The organism is Microbulbifer maximicatervae (SeqCode) (assembly GCF_052467815.1).
In genome coordinates this window covers 1,323,186-1,338,754 of sequence record NZ_CP174326.1, presented here as the reverse complement: position 1 = coordinate 1,338,754, position 15,569 = coordinate 1,323,186, and the positions used below count along the sequence as shown (strand labels likewise).

The 15,569-nt window shown below is 46.8% G+C and carries 14 protein-coding genes; 12 read left to right on the top strand and 2 right to left on the bottom strand.

The genetic code is table 11. From position 1 onward, the window contains the following. Nucleotides 1-124 precede the first annotated feature (124 nt). From ACJJIW_RS05735 to ACJJIW_RS05720, 4 genes are all read left to right on the top strand, one after another. Nucleotides 125-454: a TFIIB-type zinc ribbon-containing protein gene (locus ACJJIW_RS05735; protein ID WP_444936882.1), complete on the top strand. Its 330-nt coding sequence runs from the start codon at nucleotides 125-127 to the stop codon at nucleotides 452-454. 403 nt (nucleotides 455-857) lie between these two features. Continuing rightward, complete coding sequence (locus tag ACJJIW_RS05730; RefSeq protein WP_444892502.1) at nucleotides 858-1,226, top strand: hypothetical protein; 369 nt, start codon at nucleotides 858-860, stop codon at nucleotides 1,224-1,226. Nucleotides 1,227-1,446: 220 nt separating this feature from the next. Further along, on the top strand, nucleotides 1,447-2,400 hold the full coding sequence (locus ACJJIW_RS05725) for a DnaJ C-terminal domain-containing protein (RefSeq protein WP_444936881.1): 954 nt from the start codon (nucleotides 1,447-1,449) through the stop codon (nucleotides 2,398-2,400). A 5-nt stretch (nucleotides 2,401-2,405) separates the two neighbouring features. Continuing rightward, entirely contained in the window at nucleotides 2,406-2,726 is a 321-nt protein-coding gene (locus tag ACJJIW_RS05720) for a chaperone modulator CbpM (RefSeq protein ID WP_444894780.1), read from the top strand. Nucleotides 2,727-2,732: 6 nt separating this feature from the next. On the opposite strand, the gene ACJJIW_RS05715 is transcribed toward ACJJIW_RS05720, so the two are convergent. Next, nucleotides 2,733-3,719 (bottom strand): glycerophosphodiester phosphodiesterase family protein, encoded by a 987-nt coding sequence (locus ACJJIW_RS05715; RefSeq protein WP_444936880.1) that lies wholly within the window; start codon nucleotides 3,717-3,719, stop codon nucleotides 2,733-2,735. A 139-nt stretch (nucleotides 3,720-3,858) separates the two neighbouring features. Continuing rightward, nucleotides 3,859-4,839, bottom strand: a complete 981-nt coding sequence (locus tag ACJJIW_RS05710) for a calcium/sodium antiporter (protein ID WP_444936879.1) — start codon at nucleotides 4,837-4,839, stop codon at nucleotides 3,859-3,861. A 350-nt stretch (nucleotides 4,840-5,189) separates the two neighbouring features. Here ACJJIW_RS05710 and ACJJIW_RS05705 point away from each other — a divergent pair, with 350 nt between their 5' ends. The 8 genes from ACJJIW_RS05705 to ACJJIW_RS05670 all read left to right on the top strand — a co-directional run bounded on the left by ACJJIW_RS05705 (nucleotide 5,190) and on the right by ACJJIW_RS05670 (nucleotide 15,303). Then, entirely contained in the window at nucleotides 5,190-5,441 is a 252-nt protein-coding gene (locus tag ACJJIW_RS05705; protein WP_282930445.1) for a hypothetical protein, read from the top strand. 274 nt (nucleotides 5,442-5,715) lie between these two features. Beyond that, complete coding sequence (gene hppD, locus ACJJIW_RS05700) at nucleotides 5,716-6,795, top strand: 4-hydroxyphenylpyruvate dioxygenase (protein ID WP_282930444.1); 1,080 nt, start codon at nucleotides 5,716-5,718, stop codon at nucleotides 6,793-6,795. A gap of 14 nt (nucleotides 6,796-6,809) precedes the next feature. Beyond that, nucleotides 6,810-7,370 carry a VOC family protein gene (locus ACJJIW_RS05695; protein WP_252084079.1) on the top strand — a complete coding sequence of 187 codons (561 nt, stop codon included), beginning with the start codon at nucleotides 6,810-6,812 and terminating at the stop codon, nucleotides 7,368-7,370. Next, a complete protein-coding gene (locus ACJJIW_RS05690; protein WP_282930443.1) occupies nucleotides 7,367-8,374 on the top strand; it encodes a fumarylacetoacetate hydrolase family protein in 1,008 nt (335 codons plus the stop codon). Before ACJJIW_RS05695 ends, ACJJIW_RS05690 begins: the two co-directional genes overlap by 4 nt. A gap of 1,115 nt (nucleotides 8,375-9,489) precedes the next feature. Then, the gene (locus ACJJIW_RS05685; RefSeq protein ID WP_282930442.1) at nucleotides 9,490-10,314 is read left to right on the top strand and encodes a hypothetical protein; all 825 of its coding nucleotides are present in this window, start codon (nucleotides 9,490-9,492) and stop codon (nucleotides 10,312-10,314) included. A gap of 971 nt (nucleotides 10,315-11,285) precedes the next feature. Further along, nucleotides 11,286-12,023: a YopT-type cysteine protease domain-containing protein gene (locus ACJJIW_RS05680; protein ID WP_282930441.1), complete on the top strand. Its 738-nt coding sequence runs from the start codon at nucleotides 11,286-11,288 to the stop codon at nucleotides 12,021-12,023. Nucleotides 12,024-12,222: 199 nt separating this feature from the next. Further along, nucleotides 12,223-14,007, top strand: a complete 1,785-nt coding sequence (locus ACJJIW_RS05675; protein WP_444936878.1) for a DUF885 domain-containing protein — start codon at nucleotides 12,223-12,225, stop codon at nucleotides 14,005-14,007. A gap of 252 nt (nucleotides 14,008-14,259) precedes the next feature. Continuing rightward, a complete protein-coding gene (locus ACJJIW_RS05670) occupies nucleotides 14,260-15,303 on the top strand; it encodes a DUF5700 domain-containing putative Zn-dependent protease (protein ID WP_444936877.1) in 1,044 nt (347 codons plus the stop codon). Nucleotides 15,304-15,569 lie beyond the last annotated feature (266 nt).

Here is a 15,569-nt window from a genome sequence, read left to right as displayed (position 1 = left end):
AGATTACTTAACCTGGAAAAGACAAAATCCTGAATACCATTTTTCAGAAGATATAAATAACCTTAGTGATATAGTTGCTGAAGATACCAAGAGGGCGATTTTGTGCCCGGAATCGGGCTCCATTATGCAGAAGGTAAAAATACTGGCAAGTAGTGAGCATCGTATCGATTACAGCACTGTTGTCGGTGGGGTTTGGTTGGATAAGGGCGAGTGGAATCTGTTAAAAGCTGAGGGACTTGCAGGTTCACTAAATTTTTTGGTAACCCATGAATGGCAAAAGAAAATAAGAGAAAGTAAGGCGTATAAGAATTTCTCTGAAATGTATAAGAATAAATTTGGTGAGGATCTTTATGATAAAGTTAAAGAAGTTCGTGAGTGGTTAATTTCCAACGAAAATAAATCAGATATCTTGGCTTATTTAAATGCTGAGGACCCATATTCTGCAGAGAGGTAAATCATCTTATGGGGACTATTAGACAAACAGCTAGATACAGCTAATTTAGCTAACAGCTGGATTCAAAGTGATAATGCTTTATCTTGATATTATTTAGTTTGCACATCTTGGTAATTCCTAAGGAAATTTCACCGGGAACGAGTGTTTAGGGGATTCTACGAAATGCTACAAACTGAACAAAAGGTTTCGATTTACATATGTAGAATATTTATATGAGCAACATTGATATATTATTTTAGTATAACGAACTTAAGTCGATTTAATTTGATACCTTATGCTCATTTATCTATAAATATATAATTGTAAATCCATATAAAGTTCACGGCTGTAGTGGTAGTCTCAGTTGTGTTGCAAGCTCATTTGTCAGAATAATCGAAGTATAAAAACAATAAAGGTTATAAATATGAATATTAGAAAGTTATTGTTAGCGAGTTTATTGATTGTTTCATCATCTCTCGCCCTTCCAGCTATGTCTGCTGATCTCGTATGTCATGTAAGTGTTAAGTCCGGTGGATATGCGTTTGGCAATGGAACATCTTATTGTTTCGGGCAGGATTTTAGTTTTGGTAATTCCACATCAGGTTCGTGGAGCATTACAAATGTAACCAAATCGATCGATAGAATTTTCTGGGTAAAAGGATGCTCTTCTGGACTTTCATGTTCGGTTACCGTAAGGGCTTATACATCCAATGAAGCACAAGCTTATATTCACTATGATGACGGCAGCATTGAATATGTTGAAGCTGAGATGTGGTATGAAACCGGCCACTAATTAGTGGGTTTGGCGCCAGTTTTATGTTGGCGCCAAATCTATACTATTTTCATAAAATTACTCTAGATAAAAAATACTCAACCGAGGCCAGAGGTAGATAATAACCTAAGGGTAACTGAGGCCTGTTAATAAGAAATTTATGGGAGATATATTGGCAAGGGTTAGTTTTACCATTTAAGAATGATGGAAAAATGTACCATCATCGGCTTTTATTAAAGCCATGGAATACAAGGACTATTACAAAATACTCGGCCTGGACCGGAGCGTTGACCAGGCGCAGATTAAGCGTGCCTATCGAAAGCTAGCACGCAAATATCATCCTGATGTAAGTAAGGAAGAGGGCGCCGAAGAGCACTTTAAGGAAGTAAATGAGGCCTATGAAGTATTGAAGGACCCAGAGAAACGAGCTGCTTACGATCAGCTCGGCAGTGGTTTTCAGTCTGGGCAGGATTTCCGACCGCCCCCCAATTGGGACCAGGGTTTTGAGTTTCACGGTGGTGGATATACCGAAGCTGACCCTGAAGCTTTTAGTGACTTCTTTGAAAGCTTGTTTGGCCGCAGCGGGTTTCGTCAGGCTTATGGGCAGGGGCAGCGCCGCTCTTACAGTGCCCAGGGTGAAAATACCTATGCCCGCATCACAGTAGACCTCGAAGATAGTTATCGTGGCGGTACGCGCCAAGTAACCTTAAAGCACTCGGTGTTGGGTGCAGATGGGCGACCGCAATTGCGTGAGCGCATTCTCAATATAAAAATTCCCAAGGGGATCACTGAAGGGCAACAGATTCGCTTGGCTGGACAGGGTGAGCCTGGCATTGGAGAAGGTAAGCCTGGTGATCTCTACCTGGAAATTGCTTTCAACCCCCATCCCCTTTTCCATACAGAAGGTAAAACGGTTTACCTGGATTTGCCTTTGGCTCCCTGGGAGATAACGCTTGGAGCTAAGGTTCAGGTACCCACTCCCGATGGTCCCATTAAAGTGACCATTCCAGCAAACAGCACCAATGGTAAAAAACTGCGCCTCAAGGGCCGTGGTATCCCGGCAAAGCAGCCGGGGGATATGTATATAGTGATGCAAACTGCTACGCCGCCAGCCACGACTGATAATGAACGCGAGGCATACCGTCAGTTTGGAGACGCATTCAACTTCAATCCGCGTCAGTCCATGGGAGGATAATTGTGATGCCTAAAAAGGTTGAGCAGCTTAGCGGTGTTCTCCTGGATGAAGAGAGTGAGTTAACTTTGAGCGAACTGTGCCGGGCTTGTGGTGTGCCGGCGGAGCGCATTATTGCCTTGGTTGAGGAGGGAATTATTGAGCCGCGCAGCAGGGAACTGCAGTGGCGCTTTAGCGGAATTTGTGTGCGCCGGGTGCGCCGGGTTTACAGCCTGGAGCGTGATCTGGGGGTAAATCTTGCCGGCGCTGCATTAGCGATAGAGCTGCTGGAAGAAATAGAGCGTCTTCAGGCGCATCTGGCACGGCTGGAGAAAGTTCGAAAACGCTAAGGTTATTTATTGTCTTGCTTGTAGATATGGACCAATAAGCTCTATCTTCTCAATCCAAATAGCTCCGCTGTAACCTTCGGGCAGAAAACTGAGTTCTTCCGGTGTGTAAATACCGGGCAAGCCTCGCTTACCATTTTTATGGTCCACCGCCATCACCAAGCTATTGGCTTTGGCCACTCGTTCAGAGTAGCGATTGGGCCAACCCCATAAAGCCCACCGCCAGGTATTGGGTGCAACAACAATGCTGTTTCGGCAAGCCTCGGGGAAATAACCGCTCCAACCAAGTAGCACGTAGCGCAGAATGCATTGCTTGGCACTGGTTTTGCTGAAGGCCAGTACATTTGGCCGCAGCTGCCGTATCCTTTTAATTGGGCGATCGCCGCCGTAGATCATAAGCCGGGAATTAATAGGCAATTGGTGTAGCCGAAGATAGTTATCCAATCGGTCTGCTTCTGTCGGATCATTACTCTTAATATTGATCAGAAACTGCTTGCTGGGAAAGTGCAGTAAGACTTCTTTTAAAGTGGGAAGTAAGCCCACCCCTTGGCCACGAAAGGGAAATGTCTTGCCGCCATCAAAGGTATAGCCGTAACCAATATCCAGCTTCTTTAAGTCCTTTCTGGACTGTTCCCGGGTGACACCTGTTCCATCCGTGCGGCAGTCTATGGTCCAGTCGTGAAATACTGCGAAGTCGCCATCAATGGTGGGATGGACGTCGATTTCGACAATGTCCGCGCCATGGGAAAAGGCAGCTTCCATAGAGGGAATCGTGTTTTCCAGGTAGTGGTGTTGCGGGGTATGGATACGGGCGGCGGTGCACACGTCACGGGCTAAATTATCCCGGTTGTAAGTTTGGTAGACACCGCGATGGGCAATCAGGATCGGTTTTCCTTGCTGGGCTGTCGCCAGCCAAGAGGCATTGGGAAGGTAAATTGCACCGAGTCCAAATAGGGCGGTTAGCGCGACGGTTTTGCCAATGGTGCTTCTCTTCATCAAGCTGCTCAGCACTTTTCCTTGGAAAGTATTTGCAGATATTAGTCAGTTTTTGGGAAGAGAAATGGGCGCAGAGGTGGTGAATTACGGTGAATTCAGGCGGTAACTATGGGGTGGTGCGGCACCACCCCAAATATTATCAGAGTGCAGCTTTGGTAATGGTTCCCACTAGGTAGCCGGTATATACGAGGTATGCCATAAGCAGCGCGGAGCCTTCCCAGCGATTGATCCGGCCCTGGCCTTTGAAGCCGTAGGCAAAAATAAACAGGGCGATTGTGAGGCCCAGAACCATCGGCCAGTCACGGGACAGCACCTCGTGTGGTACATGCTCCATGGGAGCGATGGTACCGGCAATACCGACTACTGCCAGTAGGTTAAACATATTGGAGCCGACAACGTTACCGATGGCGATATCGTGCTCACCTTTTCGTGCGGCCACTAAGGTTGCGGCCAGTTCCGGCAGTGAGGTTCCCAGGGCAACAATAGTCAGGCCTATTACCAGGTCACTAACCCCCAAAGATTCAGCAATGGTGACTGCTCCCCATACGAGAATTCGGGAGCTGACAATCAATAGCACCAGTCCCGCTGTCAACCAAAATATGGCAGTTCCGAGCGGCATAGGGTTGTCTTCCAGCTCAGTTTCTACTTCTCCCTCAAGCTGGTCACCTTTATTGCGCATGGCAGAAAAGATACTCCAGCCGATCAAGGCGAAGAAACCGAATAACAGAACAATGCCCTCCCAGCGCTCCAAGCGGTCATTCCACAGGAAGGCACCACTGAGCAGGGTGATTGCCAGCAGCAGTGGCAGCTCTTTACGCACAATCTTTGAGTGGACTGAGAGGGGGATCAGTAGGGCACTGAAGCCGAGAATCAGACCGGTATTGGCAATATTGGAGCCATAGGCATTACCCAGGGCCAGGCCTGGGTTGCCGTTTAATGCGGCAATGGCTGAGACCACCATCTCAGGGGCAGAAGTGCCAAAGCCGACGATCACCATACCAATTAATAATGTGGGCATGCCGCAGTGTTTGGCCGTGGCGGCAGCTCCATCCACAAAGCGGTCGGCACTCCAGACCAGCACAATAAAGCCGGCAATGATGGCAGCAGCGGCGAGAAGCATAGGGGGTCCTCAATAAATACATTCCTGTCGGGGCTTTTTACCCGACAAACGGGGGCCGATTGTACCGGCTCTGGCAAATACAAAAAGGTATTCAGCTATCTGGATGGGCTGTCAGGGGCAAATTAACGTAAATGTCCCGTCAGTCAGATGGTTTCGCTGCCAGTGTGGGCTACAGTCAATGCATGGCCCGGTAAATCTGCAGGGTGACAATGGGATGGCGCGCCTAATCGCAAAATCCCTGAGCTGGTGGAGATGTCGGGTAAATCTACGCGGGTCGCACAAAGCTATGCGCGGCAGATTCCGCGATATCCATGTCACCGGCCGCTAAGCCGGGTATTTAGGAGGCCTTAATGAGACTCAAAGCTTCAATTGGGATACTGGCCGCAGCGATGGTATTGACCCTATCTGCCTGCGAACAGCGCAAGAAAGATGAAGGTATGGAAGGCGGTAAGGGAATGGGTACCGCTGAAACCGGTTGCTGCCAGCATGCCGAAAATGCCTGTGCCGGAGATGTGAGCAAATCCCAGTGCGACCAGATGACCGGCAAGTTTCACAAGGATCATATGTGTCGTACCGATACCGGAAAATGCACGCGTAAATAAGGTCGGCTGTGCACGGGTGTGGCGCAGCCAATGTGTCGCACCCGGCTCCCGATTACTCTTCCGATCCTGTCCAAGGACCCGTTGCCAGCTGGTTATTCTTCCAGGCGCTAGCTTTGGAGGCTGGTGACTAAAAATACTCTTTTAGTACTCATTTGTTAGCTGATCCAGAGTTTCTTGACATTAGTTACATCTGCAACTAACTTCGTTTGCGCTTTAAATCCACAATCCGCAGCCCCGCTTTGAAGTGCTGCGATGATAAGAAATGGAGGACCGCATGGCCGACTTATTTGAAAACCCGATGGGACTTAACGGCTTCGAATTCGTAGAGTTTACTGCGCCGGAAAAAGGCATCCTTGAAACCGTTTTTTCCGCCATGGGCTTTGAGAAAATCGCCCGTCACCGCTCCAAGGCAGTGGAGTTGTGGCGCCAGGGTGATATCAACTTTATCACCAACTACGAGCCCGACAGCCACGCCTATTACTACGCCCAGGAGCACGGTCCCTCCGCTTGTGGCCTGGCCTTCCGCGTGAAAGATGCCAAGTTCGCCTACGAAGAGGCCTTGCGTAAAGGTGCACAGCCTGTTCATGTGAATACCGGCCCGATGGAACTGCACCTGCCGGCAATCAAAGGTATTGGCGGTGCAACCCTGTACATGATTGATCGCTACGAAGATGGTGAGTCCATCTACGATATCGACTTTATCTGGGAAGAAGGCGTAGAGCGTCGCCCTGAAGGTTGTGGTTTCCACACTCTGGATCACCTTACCCACAACGTGTATCGCGGCCGTATGGATTACTGGGCCAAGTATTACGAAGACCTATTCAATTTCCGCGAGATTCGTTACTTCGATATCAAAGGTGAATACACCGGCCTGCTGTCCAAGGCGATGACTGCACCGGATGGCAAGATCCGTATTCCGCTGAACGAAGAAGCAGCTGGTGGCGGCGGCCAGATCGAAGAGTTCCTGATGAAGTACAACGGCGAAGGTATCCAGCATATCGCCTTTGCTTGTGATGACTTAATTGCCTGTTGGGATCGCCTGAAAGAGCGCGGCATGGAGTTTATGACCCCGCCGCCGGACACCTACTACGAAATGCTGGAAGAGCGCCTGCCTGGGCACGGTGAACCTACTGAAGAATTCCAGAGCCGTGGCATCCTGCTGGATGGCACCACCGAGGGCGGCCAACCACGCCTGCTGCTACAGATTTTCTCCGCTAATATGCTCGGCCCGGTATTCTTTGAGTTTATCCAGCGCAAGGAAGATGAAGGGTTTGGTGAGGGTAACTTTAAGGCCCTGTTCGAGTCCATTGAGCGCGACCAGCTCAAGCGTGGCGTCATTAAAGAAAAGGAATAATAACGGAGGCTTCAATGGGCATTAAGCGCATTCACCACGTGGCGTATCGCTGTAGGGACGCCAAGGAGACAGTGGAATTCTACCGCGATCTTCTCGGCATGGACTTCCAGCTGGCCATTGCCGAAAACGAGGTACCCTCAACCGGTGAGCCGGACCCTTACATGCACGTCTTTATGGATGCGGGTATGGGGAATGTGCTTGCCTTCTTCGAAATCCCTAACTCCCCGGAGATGGGGCGCGATGAGAACACACCTAAATGGGTGCAGCATATCGCTTTCGAAGTGGAGTCCATGGAAGAAATGCTTGAGACTAAAGCGCGACTGGAGGCGGCCGGGGTCGACGTACTCGGCCCTACCAATCACACTATCTTCCAGTCGATCTACTTCTTCGACCCCAACGGCCATCGTATTGAGCTGGCCGCCAATACCGCCAAGCCTGGTATGCACAAAGAGCTGAAGCGGGTTGCTGAGGATATGTTGGAAGAGTGGTCGCGTACTAAAAAAGCCCCAAGGCACGCCGCCTGGATGCATGGGGAAGAAGAATTTGTGGAAAAAACTGAAGGGGAGGCACAGTGAAGTTAGCCAGCCTTAAATCCGGCCGCGATGGCCAATTGGTTGTTGTTAGCGACGATCTTACCCGTATGGTGCCAGCTGGCGATATTGCCCCCACCATGCAGAGTGCGTTGGACAATTGGGCATCTGTCAGCAGCAAGTTGGAGAAGCTACATGAGCGCCTGCAGAATGGTGAGATTCAAGGGGAAGCCTTTGACCAAACTCTGTGTGCTTCACCTTTACCGCGCGCATATCACTGGGCCGACGGTAGTGCTTACGTGAATCATGTTGAGCTGGTGCGCAAAGCCCGCGGTGCCGAGGTGCCGGAGAGCTTCTACAGTGATCCGCTCATGTATCAAGGTGGTTCCGATACCTTCCTGGCCCCGCGCGAGCCGGTAAAAATGCCGCAAAGCAATGGCTTTGGCATCGACTTCGAGGCAGAAATCGCCGTGATTACCGACGATGTCCCTATGGGGGTGTCCGCTGAGGATGCACTGTCCCATATCAAGTTGGTAATGTTGGTCAATGATGTATCCCTGCGCGGTTTGATACCTGCAGAACTGGCCAAAGGATTTGGTTTCTACCAGTCCAAACCCTCTAGTGCTTTCTCCCCTGTTTGCGTAACCCCTGAACAACTGGGTGAAAACTGGAGCGAGGGTAAATTGCATCTGCCACTGGTTTCCCATCTGAATGGTGAGAAGTTTGGCGAGCCCAATGCCGGTGTGGATATGACCTTCCACTTCGGGCAACTGGTCGCCCATGCGGCCAGAACTCGTCCACTTTGTGCAGGCACTATTATTGGCTCTGGAACCGTGTCCAATAAGTTGGATGGCGGCCCCGGTAAGCCTGTAGCAGAAGGCGGTGTTGGTTACAGCTGTATTGCTGAGATTCGCATGATTGAGACCATCCAAAAGGGTTCAGCGAGCACACCGTTTATGGACTTTGGCAATACCATCGCTATTGAGATGTTGGATGGTGAGGGCCAATCTATTTTTGGGCGTATTGAGCAGACGGTAGAGCAGATTTAACACTACCATTTGGTCACGGCTAAGATCTTGGAAAAGGACACCCGTTGGGTGTCCTTTTTTATTTAGACACCGAGCTGGTACATGGAGAGCGGCGGCATTTGGCAACGCGCCGTGGCCAGTCTTTTAGCATCTGGCCGGGCGGCGATCACGGCTTCCCATAGCTCAATAATCAAAGAGTGTGCCCAGGTACGTCTTTTATCCTAGTGCGCGCCGTTCTGGTTGGCCGCAATCACAAACAGCCATTCTCGATGGTGCGTGCCCCCAATAAATTTATCCATTATGCCTTTCCGGTGGCGTGAGTTAACGCCGAAGGCACCACAGAAACCTCCGCGCTGATTATTGCCAACGTCGGTAGAGTTCGGGAAAGCGCAGGTCAAAGCAGATACTTAGCCGGGGCTGCCCCTAAGGCAAGGTTATTACACAGGCTTCATCACCGGGTTCGATTGACGGATTCGCGATAGCTTCCCGTAGCGCACTGTGATCATCGTGTAGGCTAAAGTCAGCTTTTATGCTGACAGTTTTTAAGCAATTAGAGAACTGAATGGTTTTGTATATAGGGTTAGCGTAAATAGTAATTATCCTATTTTTATTGCGCGACTAGAATCTCATTTTGTAGTCAAGGTGTAACAAGTCTTTCTACAAATTTTCTCCACTTACAAGATACTGATTAAAAAACAATACAATAATCAATTAAATTCGCCTAACAGCTCCTCGAGTTCCCTTCCAGGCTTAAAACTTATATGGCTTAAAAAAATGGTGCCAGAGTGGATTTAAAAAGTCCTGGGTTTGACTTTTTGCGCCAAAATTTTTCTGTTTCAATACCAGGCATGATCCAATCTAGGACTTCCAAAAAATTCTGTGATGTTTGTTTAAAAGGATTTTTGAATGCCTATTACTACTAAAAAAATCCAGGAAATAAAAATACCAGTTTGGATTGGTAAAACTATTCTTCTCAGGCTTTACGTCAGTGGAACATAGCTCGTTGTTTTTTTAGTTTTTATGGGTTTTCGTGAATGCTAAATTTTCTCGGTTTTGATGTGAGATAGGCTGATAGAGTTTAGCTAAAGCTTTAATAGTTTTTTTGAAAAACCTGATAGAAGTTATGGAGAGAAAGTATGCCGATATTAACAGGTAGAAGAGGCGAGCTAACCCGCTCAAAAGCTGACATTCTCAGTGCCGGAGGATTGGTTCCTAAATTAGGCTTGAATGCCCATAAGGGCGGCTTCAGTGGATTTCTTAAGTGTCAGAATAAGGTCAACGGCGTAATGGGCTGCAAATGTCCAAATATGAATGAAACGTGGCTCTATTACAGAGGCGTAGCCATGATGCGTAGCTTTGCCTTAGATCCAGGTTTACTTCAAGAGCATACAGCATCTAATTCCGCTGGCCTTCTTTCGTGGGCCGGGCCGGGTAATCAGAGTTATGCCGGCCAGCAAACTAAATATACTTCACCTGAAATGGCTGTATTTGGCTGGGAAGATGGTGAAGAAGGACTGAAAGAGGTTTATAGAAGGCTCAAACTGCCCAACGCACCTACCAAGAGAGCTCTCAATCTCCTTAGACAGCATAAAGTAAAATATGCGATGAGTCCCGACATGAAAGTGCTGGCAATGATTGTGAAGAATGGAGTGGAATTTAGCTATTTTACACCTATCAAATCAAAAGACATTGAATTTGGTGGCATAGATCAGGGAGGTCTTCAGCCGCCAGAAGATCCAGCACTTAAAATATTGAGGTTGAGAAGAATACCGAAAGATTCTGAGCAGTATAAAATAGCGCTTGAGGATATTGAGAGTAAGAAAGCACGTCAAGCTAAGAAATTTATACAGATTTCCCAAAATGCTCAACCTGTACATTTGGAATACCATCCTGTTAATTTCAGGCTTCCCCAACCATATAGAGGTCTTGGTGTAGGAAGAAAAGAAAAAATTGGGTTTTAATAAATTAAAATATAAGCCAGATCAATAATATCCCTTATCAGTTATTATTTTGGACCAATAGTTATCTATGGCTGAATCTGCGGCTATAAAGTTGGTTCTTATATTTGTCGGGCGTAGGTTAGGTATTGTTTTAATTTGTAGTACTGGTGGAATAGTAGAACGCTACCAATGCTACCCTCTTAGCCCTCCCCCCATGGGCACTTGGCAGCCGGATTCTCGGCTGCCTTCTTTTGCTCCTTTATTTATGGAGCCTCCGACCAATTTCGTAATATCTCAGCGGGTCTTGAAGGCTAAAGATGTCAGGTGCAGCTCGCACTAATGGCCTTAGTCCTTTGCGAAAGCCGCAACGCAGTAGCCGTGGCCGTCAAGCCCCATCTTGTCCGGTTTTCAGAGCGAATTACACTTAGTGATGTGATTTTCGGAAAGGCTTGGACATTGCACAAAGCCGCGCCTCGATTGCGAACTGCTCTGAGGACATAGGAACCATGGAATTATTCAGAGGCTCCCTAAGCCCATCTGACTATACATTCACCTTGAAGACAACCATATCGAGTTGGTGGTTACTTACCTGAAACTGCAGGCATAGCCTGTCATCTATAGATAAATACGGCGTAAAGCAGAAAGGAACTCAGTCATAATCCGATTTTTTTTAATTAAAAATAGTGTCAGAGTCGATTTACAGAATATGTGCAAGTTGACTAGTTTGTGAGTTTTAGTCTGATACAGGGGAAAATTTTTGATGAATAGGAATGATGTTCCTAGCTATTAAAAATAGTGCCAGAGTCAAATTTATATCCGTGCCAGAGCCGATTTTAAGTTGGCGTTTATAGCGAAAATAAAAAAGTTCCAGAGTCGATTTTAAAAAAAAATAGACACCTACCTACCCTAATTTTTTTTTGTTTCAATCTTACGCAGACACAGTAATGCACTAAACAGAGTGCTTATATTTTTGCAAATACAGAGGTGTGGGTATGCCAATTTGGTTTGATAAAACAGTACTTTCAATTACTGGAACAAGAGTTGCTCCTGTTCAGAGATCGGTGCAACAGTATGGTGGCACGCTCCTGTACAATTTCAGTCAGTGTTTAAATCCGGTGAAGGGACTGATCACTATACATAAAGATACCTCTGCCGGAATTTGTGAATCTCTTTCTGTACACTGGATAAAGCATCACGCAAAGGAAGGCAGCCTTTGGAATTGGCTTTTCCCCAATGGCACACTGAGTGAACAACATCTTTTTCACGTAATGACTTTGCACCAGATTGGTGGAAATGCCGTTAATCAGGATAGGGTCTCTGAGTCATGGCTCCGATCCAATAATATTCTAAGAGTACACACAAATGACAGCGTCGTGAATCGTGGAGCAAATGCCCCGGATCGAATCCAGGCTTTTCATGGCGACTTTTATGGGAGAGGAAAAACGACACGGCAGAATCCGGCCAATCTGGTTAATGAAATTCTGAGAAAGCCGCCTAAAGGTGTGGGTACCTATAAGAAGATCGGCATTGAAGGAAAAATGGGAGGTCATGCTATGGCGGCCTGGGTTGCAGAGGATGTAGCGTTTTTCGATCCAAATTTTGGTGAATTTTGGTTCCCAACCACGGACGAATTCCGCAACTGGTTTATCAACTCCTTTTGGAGTAAATCGATGTACTCCCTCGGACTGAGTGAAAAATACGATGTGTTCTGTTATTCCCATGCTGCTTAACTGTCAATAGGCTGACCACTTGGCGGAGGGAGGGATACTTCCCCGCCTTTGCCGTAGTGGCATGTTTATCCCACCGAGCCCCTTTAGCTCCCTTCATGTATAGTGCTGAAACAAGCTTGCTTCCCTATGGTCATTAGGTGAATTAATTGAGCAAGCTCTGTTGTTCTCTAAAGATACTAACAACACTATGGAGCCCAGGGTGAAATCCAAGAGATCCTTTACTGATTACCTGAAGTCACTGGCGGGAGCGATGATTACCGCCAGTTTAATGGTGCCCTCAGCCTGGGCTGCAACTGCTACCGAAGAGCTTCAGAGTGTTATTGCCGATCACTGGCAGTTCACCCTTAGAGAGAACCCGATTACTGCGGGGCGGGTTGGTGTTTCCGATTATAACCACAAGCTGCCTGGCGTTACTGCCGAAGACCGCCAGCGTCGTATTGAGGCAGAGCAGGCTTTTATAGGGCGTCTGGAAGCGATTGACCAACGTAAGCTGAGTGCCTCAGATCGAGTGAATAGTGAACTGCTCTCTTGGGTCTTGGCCAGCTCCGTTGAAGAAAAAGAGCTGTTCCTCGATCGAATTCCCCTGAACACCTTCTCGAGCTTTTACGCTAGTGCACTGGAGGCAAATAGCGGCTTGGGGATGAGGGATGTTGCTGACTATGAAGCCTATATCGCCCGTATTGGTGAGTTTGGTCGCTACTTCGATGAGAATATTGCCAACATGCGTGAGGGAATTCGCACAGGCTTTGTGCTGCCCAAAATCGTTGTTGAAGGTATAGCACCAACTGTACGCGCCCAGGTATACAAAGATCCCAGCAAGAGCAGTTTGTACAAACCTTTTGCTGAAATGCCGCAAACCATAGCTCCCGACGAACAAAAGCGCCTGCGTGCGCAGGGCCTTGCCGCGATCGAGCAGGTGGCGATCCCCGCATTTGGACGGGTGGCGGATTTCCTTGAGGGTGACTACCTGAAGGCTGCCAGTAAGACCCTGGGTGCCGAGCAGATGCCCGGTGGCAGTGATTACTATCGCCACAATATCCGCTACTACGTGACCCTGGATCTGGACCCGGCGGAGATTCATCGTACAGGCCTTGCTGAGGTGAAGAGAATTCGCGCGGAAATGAAAGCTCTGATCAAGGAGTCGGGCTTTAAAGGGAGTTTTACAGAGTTTACGCAGTTCCTGCGTACAGACCCTCAGTTCTATGCCAAAACACCGGAACAGCTGCTCAAGGAAACGGCCTATATTGCCAAACGTATTGACTACGTACTGCCGGAGTTCTTTAACCTGTTACCACGTACGCCCTATGGCGTGGTACCGGTGCCTAGTGAAATAGCACCCAACTACACCACAGCTTCTTATAACCCAGCCGCCGTTGGCGGCACCCGTGGCGGTGCCTATTGGCTGAATACTCATGGGTTGGACCAGCGACCCCTGTATGAGCTACCAGCTCTCAGCCTGCATGAAGCTGTACCTGGCCACCACTTACAGAATGCTCTCTCGCAAGAGCTTGAGAATGTACCGGACTTTCGTCGCAACCTTTACCTTAGCGCTTATGGAGAGGGCTGGGCACTTTATTCAGAGCGACTGGGTAAAGAGATGGGGCTGTACACCACTCCTTACGAGCACTTTGGGCGACTCAGCTATGAAATGTGGCGTGCCGCTCGCTTGGTGATCGATACCGGTATTCACTCTCAGGGCTGGACACGGCAGCAGGCACTGAACTTCTTATCTAATAACACCTCGCTGTCCCCAGCAAATGTACGCGCAGAAGTAGATCGCTACATATCCTGGCCGGGGCAGGCGCTATCTTACAAGATGGGGGAAATCAAAATTCGCCAGCTGCGAGCTCTTGCGGAAAAGGAGCTTGGCGATAAGTTTGATTTGCGATCGTTTCACGATGCACTGTTAAGTAATGGTGCTTTGCCTCTTTCGATGCTGGAAGAGCAGATGCAGCGCTTTATTGAAGAACAGAAGTCTGCCTAAGCCTACCCTGAATCCCATTCACAACCTGTGGGTGGGATTTAATCTTTTTAAGATTTCCTCTGTCGTAAGCAAAACTTTCTTAGAGACAGCTGAAAACACAAGTCGCTTTGTTGGCATAAAGTGCATTGTTTTTGTCTCATATTCGGAGTGGAGGTTGTGTAGGCAATAAAGGTCTAATAATCACACAATAAGCATTCTTTTTAGATTAAATACCTGGTTATTCTTTTCTTTTACATTTTTACGAGAGGTAAAATGAATATCTTTAAGTGCGTGATTTTTTTAGGCTTGTCACTGATAAGTCTTACGGCTTTTTCCTCAGGGAAAGTAACGGATAATATAACAATTGATTTTGAGAGTGCTGATAGATTAGTTGATATTTTATCCGGAGACAAAGTATCTGATGATCAATTAGATAAGCTGGTGAGTTTGCAGGGTATACAAGCAACGATCCATCAAACCTCAAGATTTGACAGTAAAGCCAATACTGAGTCATTTCGGTCTAGTTTGATCGACGTTGTTGAAGATAATCCAGTTAAAAATGATCCCTTTAGATTTCAACAGTTAAATGAACGATTGTCCGAAGTTGAAGATATACTCAAGATAATAAAGAGCAATCCTCAGCAATACTTAAACAGTGTAAAGAGGGGGATTGGTGATTATTCTCCTAAAGATATTTCCTTTGATACCAATATTTTTATGGTAGTCGGGGGAACTTCTGACGGTTGGGCCAAAGATGATAACTTTTATATTGCGCTGCAGTATTTTAAAGGAGATTATGAAGGTTTACTGACACTTTCAACACATGAGTTATATCATGTTGTTCAGTCCAATTTTTATGGAAAGGGAGAAAATCCAGACTCTAATTGTGAGAAAATCTTAAATCAAACCCGTCTGGAGGGTATAGCCTCTATTGTGGGTTCTCCATTAAATGTTACAGACGGAAAAGAGTACACAGAATGGTTTAAGAAAAAATTTAAAAGAAATTTGCAGCGAATAGATAGTAACTTTGTTTTATTTGAAACAATGCTTTTTCGTGCATGCATTGACTCAAGTTTAGACTTTGACAAAATCTATCATTTGGGTTTTTCTGCAGTATGGGATAGCCCGCTGTATTTTGTAGGTTTCTATATCGGCAATAGAATCGAAGAGTTAAAGGGGAGGGATTATCTGGTTTCACTTTTGCAGGAATCACCTTCAGCTATGTTTAAAGCTTATATCAAGCTGTATAAATATGAGAAAAATAAAGATTTAATAAAATTTGATAAACCGATTGAAGATATTATTCTTGCCATATAACACCTAATCAAAACTCTAAGAGTTGGTTCTGGAAAATCTAGGCGCCTTGAGTAGGCGTCCAATTCTCTTGTTACATACCCTAGCCTTCCCGAAAGCATCTAGCTTAAGCAAATTATCGATTAATAAGTTTGAAAAAAGGTGTATAGCTGTCTACTTTAAGTGGTACAGCCTTTATCAGACTTGATTATATTCAAATTAATTTATTTATTGTGTTTTCATTTAATTCTGCTGCTTTGGGATAATTGAGAGAATTATAAAGAGAATTT

Bases quoted from the DNA above. Each gene is read 5' to 3' on its own strand.
- ACJJIW_RS05715 (WP_444936880.1), bottom strand. From the start codon at position 3,719: ATGAAGAGAAGCACCATTGGCAAAACCGTCGCGCTAACCGCCCTATTT.
- ACJJIW_RS05685 (WP_282930442.1), top strand. From the start codon at position 9,490: ATGCCGATATTAACAGGTAGAAGAGGCGAGCTAACCCGCTCAAAAGCT.
- ACJJIW_RS05725 (WP_444936881.1), top strand. From the start codon at position 1,447: ATGGAATACAAGGACTATTACAAAATACTCGGCCTGGACCGGAGCGTT.
- ACJJIW_RS05720 (WP_444894780.1), top strand. From the start codon at position 2,406: ATGCCTAAAAAGGTTGAGCAGCTTAGCGGTGTTCTCCTGGATGAAGAG.
- ACJJIW_RS05735 (WP_444936882.1), top strand. From the start codon at position 125: ATGCAGAAGGTAAAAATACTGGCAAGTAGTGAGCATCGTATCGATTAC.
- ACJJIW_RS05670 (WP_444936877.1), top strand. From the start codon at position 14,260: ATGAATATCTTTAAGTGCGTGATTTTTTTAGGCTTGTCACTGATAAGT.
- ACJJIW_RS05680 (WP_282930441.1), top strand. From the start codon at position 11,286: ATGCCAATTTGGTTTGATAAAACAGTACTTTCAATTACTGGAACAAGA.
- ACJJIW_RS05705 (WP_282930445.1), top strand. From the start codon at position 5,190: ATGAGACTCAAAGCTTCAATTGGGATACTGGCCGCAGCGATGGTATTG.
- ACJJIW_RS05695 (WP_252084079.1), top strand. From the start codon at position 6,810: ATGGGCATTAAGCGCATTCACCACGTGGCGTATCGCTGTAGGGACGCC.
- hppD (WP_282930444.1), top strand. From the start codon at position 5,716: ATGGCCGACTTATTTGAAAACCCGATGGGACTTAACGGCTTCGAATTC.
- ACJJIW_RS05710 (WP_444936879.1), bottom strand. From the start codon at position 4,839: ATGCTTCTCGCCGCTGCTGCCATCATTGCCGGCTTTATTGTGCTGGTC.
- ACJJIW_RS05730 (WP_444892502.1), top strand. From the start codon at position 858: ATGAATATTAGAAAGTTATTGTTAGCGAGTTTATTGATTGTTTCATCA.